The sequence below is a fragment of the Cohaesibacter celericrescens genome, assembly GCF_002866925.1.
GTDB lineage: Bacteria > Pseudomonadota > Alphaproteobacteria > Rhizobiales > Cohaesibacteraceae > Cohaesibacter > Cohaesibacter celericrescens.
The window spans coordinates 1-482 of record NZ_PKUQ01000051.1 but is presented as its reverse complement, the minus strand read 5'-3'; the positions used below and the strand labels follow the sequence as shown (position 1 = coordinate 482).

General features: G+C 47.5%; 1 protein-coding gene. It reads right to left on the bottom strand.

The window, feature by feature from the left end:
- On the bottom strand, nt 1–398 hold a 398-nt coding region (locus tag C0081_RS19715; protein WP_146006500.1), incomplete at its 3' end, for an IS6 family transposase.
- Between the last annotated feature and the right edge of the window lie 84 nt (nt 399–482).

Below are 482 nucleotides of genomic sequence, written 5' to 3'. Positions count from 1 at the left end.
TTGCGGAAAAATCGCTTGGCCGCGCCAAGATCTCTCTTTGCTGAGAGCAGGAAATCGACCGGATTGCCGTGCTTGTCGATAGCCCGATACAGATATTTCCAAGTACCACGAACTTTGATGTATGTTTCATCAATTCGAACAGATCCGCAATGAGGCTTACGGAACCGGCGCAATCGCTTCTCGATTAATGGGGCATAGGCCAACACCCAACGATTGACGGTACTATGATCCACCTCGAAACCGCGTTCATTGAACATTTCCTCCAAGTCACGATAGCTCAGCGGATAACGCAAGTACCAAGAAACCGCTTGAATGATCAGCCAAGCTTCAAATTGGCGACCTTTGAAATCATCTTTCGAGCGGCGCTTCAGTTTTTCGGCAATGGTATTGAGAATCATGCTGCAGCTATCCAATGAATTGAAGTACCTTCTCGCCGAACAAGTCTCAAATCCGCGTTAACAAAAAAACTTTGCGACAGGGCC